This is a genomic window from Nocardiopsis sp. JB363, assembly GCF_900143625.1.
In the GTDB taxonomy this organism is placed as follows: Bacteria; Actinomycetota; Actinomycetes; order Streptosporangiales; family Streptosporangiaceae; genus Nocardiopsis.
The window spans coordinates 1-6,071 of sequence record NZ_FRFF01000092.1 but is presented as its reverse complement, the minus strand read 5'-3'; the positions used below and the strand labels follow the sequence as shown (position 1 = coordinate 6,071).

At 71.6% G+C, this 6,071-nt stretch carries 4 protein-coding genes; all 4 read right to left on the bottom strand.

Annotated features, from left to right (window positions below):
• Nucleotides 1–1,474 (bottom strand): NB-ARC domain-containing protein (locus tag BQ8420_RS13845; RefSeq protein WP_235006192.1); only part of this gene is annotated, 1,474 nt, incomplete at its 3' end.
• A 191-nt stretch (nucleotides 1,475–1,665) separates the two neighbouring features.
• Nucleotides 1,666–3,180, bottom strand: a complete 1,515-nt coding sequence (locus tag BQ8420_RS13840; RefSeq protein WP_160049308.1) for an alpha/beta hydrolase — start codon at nucleotides 3,178–3,180, stop codon at nucleotides 1,666–1,668.
• A 498-nt stretch (nucleotides 3,181–3,678) separates the two neighbouring features.
• On the bottom strand, nucleotides 3,679–4,578 hold the full coding sequence (locus BQ8420_RS13835; protein WP_160049307.1) for a tetratricopeptide repeat protein: 900 nt from the start codon (nucleotides 4,576–4,578) through the stop codon (nucleotides 3,679–3,681).
• Nucleotides 4,579–4,712: 134 nt separating this feature from the next.
• Nucleotides 4,713–5,612, bottom strand: a complete 900-nt coding sequence (locus tag BQ8420_RS13830) for a dihydrodipicolinate synthase family protein (RefSeq protein ID WP_087099102.1) — start codon at nucleotides 5,610–5,612, stop codon at nucleotides 4,713–4,715.
• Nucleotides 5,613–6,071 lie beyond the last annotated feature (459 nt).

The window sequence follows — 6,071 nt, the reverse complement described above, 5'->3', positions numbered from 1 at the left end:
GGCCGGGGGCGACAGATGGCCCGGGGGCGACCACCCCCACGTTCCACTCGTGCGGGGCGGCCCGCCGCGCCGCCGCCTCCGCCCTGCGCTCGTAGGCGGCCAGCAACCGTCGCTCCGCGATCTTGAGCCGTTCCGCGGACCAGTCCGCCCGCTCCTCCTCGGGGATCCCCAGCAGGTTCGGCCCCTCACCCCGCAGAGTGGCCCGGACCCGATCGTGCAGCTGGAAGCGCTTGAACCCGGCGCTGCGGTACAGGTAGGTCAGCAGGTAGCGGTCGCTCAGGTTCTCCAACATCCCCATGGCCTCCTCCTCGTCGGAGTCGACCAGGGCGGCGGCCGCCCACGCGGTGAAGGTGGTCAGCCCGGCGCCCGCCAACCGGCCCAGCAGCAGCCGTTCCCTCGGTTCGCACTGTTGCAGTCCGAAGGCGAGGGAGGAGGACAGCCCGGGCAGCAGCTTCGATTCGCGCATGTCCGTCAGCAGTGCGGCGGCGCTCGTGGAGTTGCTGCGGGTGATCTGGGTCCCCACCTGCCGGATCGCCAACGGCAGACCGTGACAGGCCTCCACCAGTCCGGGCAGGGCGGCCCGGTCCTCCTCGGTGAGGTCGCGCCCCGAGGCGTCGACCAGCCGCTCGATCAGCTCCAACCCCTCCCGGCCCGTGAGGGTGTCCAGCGGACGCTGGACCAGGGAACGGTCGGCGCCGGAGAACGTGGTGCGGCCGGTGATGATCACCGCGCACTCTCGTCCGCCGGGCAACAACGGTTCGACCTGCTTGTGGTCCTTGGCGTTGTCCAACACCAGCAGCAGCCGGCGTTCCTCGGTCGCGGCCCGCCACGCCCCCTTGAGTTCCTCCAGGGAGGCGTCCTCCGTGGGGTGCCGGCCCATCTCCTTGACCATCTCGGAGAGGACCTCCTCGGGCGCGCGTGGTGAGCGGCCACCCGCCGGCCCCTGGGGCGCCGCACCGTACAGCTCGAACTCCATCTTCCCGTCGGGGAAACGGTCCGCGACCCGGTCGGCGATCTGCACCGCGAGTTCGCTCTTGCCCGTGCCGCCCTCACCGGTGATCGCGATGACCAGTGGACCACGCGAGTCATGCCCCCGGCCCGGACGAGGGAAGCGGTCCAACAGACTCCGGGCGCCGGGGCGGGGGAAACGGTCGAACAGGGCCAACAACTCGGCCATGAGCTCGTCACGTCCGGTGAAGTGGTCGGTGGGCGGCGGCAACCGTGGACGTAGGCGTGGCCGTAGCGCCGGGTCCGGTTCGGTCGCGGACCCGCGGTCCGCTCGTTCCAGGAGGGTCTGACCGGTGACGGCGATCGCGGTGCCGAGCAACCCCAGCGACGCGACCCACACCCCGGCATCGCCGGAGAACAGCCCGGGCACCTCCTGTAGGGCGGTGCCCGCACCCACCAGGGTGGCCAGGGCGCCGGCCAGCCCCGTGTGGGCCGGCCGCCATCGTCTGCCTGTCGGTCGGCTCACCCTGGTTCCTCCCGAACCCGCGGATCCTCCTGCCCCACCGGGCCTGTGGCGTTCGCGGCCCGGTGGAGAACCGATCCTTGTGCGATGGGCCGGACGGTGTCCAGGGCGGGGAAGATCCACTCGGTGACGTTCACCTACTGCTCACCTCTCGGACACCCCAGGACATGTGCTCCCTCGGTCATGGTGCGCCCTCAGGGCAGAGGAGGTATCGGTTCGGGGATCGCCGGCCCCGCGCAGGAGACGTCCTCGGGGGCGTGACCGTCGACCAGATAGGCGTCCACCGCCTCGGTCGCGCACGAGTAACCGGCCGCCCCGTACAACCCGTGCCCGCCGTCGTCGGTCACCGTCACCATCGCCGCGCCCAGGTGCTCGGCCAACGCCTCCCCGCCCTCGTAGGGAGTCTGCGCGTCGAACTCGGCCTGCACGACCAAGGCGTCGTCGAACGCCTCGCCGTCGATCTCCACCGGAGGTTCGGCCGGCTCCCAGCCGGCGAACGTGCACCACTGCGGCACCGTCCAGAACGTTCCCGGCCCGAACGGGTGCGCCTGGGCGAACTCCGCCGTCTCGCTCCGGTACACCTCCGGGTCAGTGGGCCACGGAGTCTCGCACATCACCGTCATCAGCACCCCGTGCGTGTAGGGGTTGAGCTCCGCGATCGGGTCCATCCGCGGGGTCCCGTTCTCGGGGAAGGGTTCGTCGTTCGCCAGACGCCACACGAAGTCCGCGGCGACGTCCCAGTTCTGCTGATAACGCGCGTGGTCGCCCATGATGGCGTCGAACCCGTGCCCGTCCAACGGCCCCCACCCCGGCACGTCCTCACGCGGATCGGCCGCCAACCGGTCGGAGACCTCCAACAGCAGCCCGTGCACCTCCTCCGCGTCTTCACCCAGCCCGTACACGTCGTCGTGCTCGGCCAACCAGACGGTGAACCGGTCCACGTTCGCCGTGTGCGCCGGGGCCATCTGCGTGTACTGCTCGCGATGGGTGCCCTCCGGGGGCATCGCCGAGTCCAACACCGCCCGGTCCAGCCGCTCGGGGAACAGAGTCCCGTAGACCGCGCCCAACGTGGTGCCGTAGGAGAACCCCAGGTAGGAGAGGGAATCCTCGCCCAGAACGGCGCGCACCACGTCCATGTCCCGCGCCGTGTTCGCCGTGCTCACGTGCGGACGCAGGTTCCCGAAGCGCTCCTGACAGTCCCTTTCGCCCTCGCGTGCCAGGTCGGTGAGCTGCTCGTACTCGGCCTCGTCCGGCCGGGGGAGTGGCGGCGCCGCGTGTTCCTCACAGGCGATTCTCGGGCTGGAACCGCCCGTCCCGCGCGGGTCCATGGCGATGAGGTCGTACACCTGGGCGATCCGCTGGTCGCCCAGACCCCCGATCCCCTGCGGGTTCTCCGGCAATGGCATGTGCCGGGCCGAGATCCCCGGCCCGCCGGGGTTGACGAACAGCGTTCCGCGCCGCTCCCCGCTCGCCTGTGCCCGGCTCGACTGTTCCCCGCTCGCCCGCGCTCGGCTGACCGCCACGGTGATGGTCCGTCCTTCGGGGGCGGCGTAGTCCAGCGGAACCTGGACGTCCGCGCACTCCAGCCCCTCCAGCAGGGTTTCGGGGCACGGTTCCCAGGTGAGCGGTTGTTCGTGGAACCGGTCCAGCCCGGTGTGTGTCTCGGCCACGGCCTGCGCCCCGGACACCACCACGAACAGCGTCGTCACGACGGCGGGTATCGACAGTCTCCCCAGCACCAAGGTTCGCCCCCACACCACTGGGAACCGCCCCGACGGCGGCCCGATGGGCAGAATGCTAGGAAGCTGAGGGGCCCGTGCCATCTGTCCCGAGCGCTAGAGAACCCTCCCGGACCACAACCGGCCACCGCCCGCCGCCCCGCGTGCGCCGAGCCCGACAACGTCGCCCGGGCGCGCACCAATGGATCGCCTATCGATGAGCGACACCACCCCTGGCACCGGGGAGTAGGGAGGGGAGGGGACGTATCAGGGCAGGGTGAAGCGGGCGGGAGGTGAAGCGCCCCCGATATCGAGCAGACCACGCTGGCCCCGTCCTCCGCCAGACCACGCCTCCCCGCCTGTGGATAACCGGCCGTCCGTGGGCGATCGAGCAGACCACGCCGGCCCGTCCTCCGCCAGGCCGCACCACTCCGCCTGTGGACAACCGGCCCGTCTGTGGGCGACCGGAAGCTCAGGGCCGGCGGGTGCTCACAGGGCCTCGCGCGGGTCCGTGGGCACCGGGTTCTCTTGAAGGAGCTCCGGGTAGAGGCCCTGGGCCGCGCGCAAGGCCTCGGCCGCCCTGCGCTTGAGCGGGTCGGTGGAGTCCACGTTCAGCAGGATCGCGTTCGCCCTGGTCACCCTCGGCACCCCCTTCTCCCCGTCACCCAGCAGCATCTCCAAGTGCCCCAAGGACACCAGCGCCCCGGCCAGCCCGGGCCAGGTCCGGGGCGCGTCGCGGTCGAGCAGGAGGTTGCGCACGGTCAGGGCCGCGTTCGCATGCAGGAGGGTCTCCTCCAGCAGCTCGGGGTCGGCGCGCTCTTCCTGCGCCGCCAGCACCGTGGCGTTGACCCGGGCGACGACCACGTCGTCCAGGGCCGAGGCGTAGTTGTCGGCGAGCTCGGGGGCGTCCCGGATCAGCGCTTCGAAGTCCTGGTCGGGGATGAACTGCTGGAGCAGCGCGAGTGCTTCCGCCCCCGCGTCGACGGCGTCCTCGAAGCGACCCAGGTCGGTGAGCGCCTTGCCGCGCATCCGCAACGCCATGGCGATCTTCAGGACGACCTCGCCCGAGGCCTGGCGTGTTCCCAGGGACTCGGTGGCCCGGCGGTACTCGGCCGCGGCCGCGTCGAAGAGGATCTCGGCCCGCGCGAACTCGTCCTGTCCGAGGTGGGCGCGAGCCCGGTCCATCAGCTCGTCGGCCCCGTCGTAGAAGTCCGGCGGCATCGACGAGGCCTCCGAATCCCCGGAGTTCCCCGCGCCCCCCGCGCCCCTCGCGTCCTGCGGGCCTTCCACGGCCGGTCCGGACCCGGCGGACTCCGGCGCTTCCGCCGCCTCCGGGGCCTCCGCCGACTCGGCCTTCTTCTTCCCGCGTCCGCCGAACCAGCGAGCCACCCTGCCACCTCGTTCCGTGTCCTTCGCGTCCTGTGCCATCGCGGGAACGACCGGGAACCGGCGCGCGGCGCGAACCCGCCGCCACACCCTATGCCAGTGCGAACCGCCTCCCGCGGCCGTCCGCCAAGCGCCGCTCATCCGCGCAATCCCAGCTCCTCCACCACCGCGACCACCCTCGCCCGCGCCTCACCCGACAGCCCACGAACGGGGGAGGGCAGGCTCGGCCCGCGCACCAGTTCCAGATGCTCGGCGACCGCCGCGACCACGCGCAGGCTTCCGTGCTCGGCGAACAGGTCCCACAACGGTCGCAGCCGCTCGGAGGCCGCCACCGCACCCGCCGCGTCACCCGCACACGCGGCGCGGCTGATCGCCAGGGTCGCCTCGGGCAGGGTCCCGCCGATCACCGAGTACCAGGCGTCGCACCCGGCGTTCAGTCCGGTCGCGCCGAACGGGTCGCCGGAGACCCCGATGGTCACATGCGCGGGCAGCAGTTCCCGGAGCCCGTCCACCCGCTCGCCCGCCGCCACCGGGTCGACCGGCACCCCGGGGATCTTGATCGAGGCCACCCCCGGGAGCTCCGCCACCGCCAGGTACAGCTCATCGGTGAAGGTGAAACGGGTGGTGCCGGGGTTGTCGTAGACCACCAGCGGCACCGACAGTTCCCGGGTCACCTCCTCGTACAACCCGAACACGTCCTCCGGCGTCAGCGGCTGGTACGACACCGGCGCGAGCAGCACCGCCGACACCCCCGCCGCCTGCGCGTCCTCGGCATGGGCGAGCACGTCGCGGGTCCGCACCGCCCCGATGCCCACCATGACCGGTACGTCGCCCGCCCTGTCCACCGCCAGCCGGGCCACCCGGGCGCGTTCCTCCCGGCGCAGGTAGGCGTACGAACCGGTGGACCCGAGCGGGGCGATGGAGTCGACCCCGGCCGCGACCAGGCGGTCGACCAGACCCACGAACGCAGCCTCGTCGACCTCGCCTCCAGAGGTGAACGGGGTGAGCGGAAAGGCACTGAGGCCGGTGAACTCCATCGGGCTCCTTCGAAGAGATCCGTCGACTCGGAGGCGCGGGCCGCCACCCGGTCCATTCCGACCAGTTCAGTGGTCACCCGGACCGCCGGCCAGCATACGGATACGACCCCTTGGGGAGCCCCGGCGCCCTCCCCACAAGGCAGGATGTGTCGCATGGAGACACGCCCTCGAACCCACCGGTGGGACGCCCGTTCTCGCCTGCCCCCGCCCCTACCTGGCCCGGTCGACCGGGCGAGCGCACAGGTGATGGTGGGCGCCCGACGACGGCGATCGGTGAGAGGAGATCGGACCTTTGGCGAATTCAGGTTGACGCGGCGTTAAGGGATCTTGCGCTTTCGTGACCAACGTGGTCACCATGAATACCGGTCGGTAGCTCACCCCCGAACCGCCGACCTCGTCCTCATCCGATCGACCGTTCCACCGAGATCACGAAACCCCCTGACCCCCTGAGCCCCGGGT

Excerpts from the sequence above, each read along its gene's own strand:
- BQ8420_RS13830 (WP_087099102.1), bottom strand. The coding sequence starts at position 5,612 with ATGGAGTTCACCGGCCTCAGTGCCTTTCCGCTCACCCCGTTCACCTCT.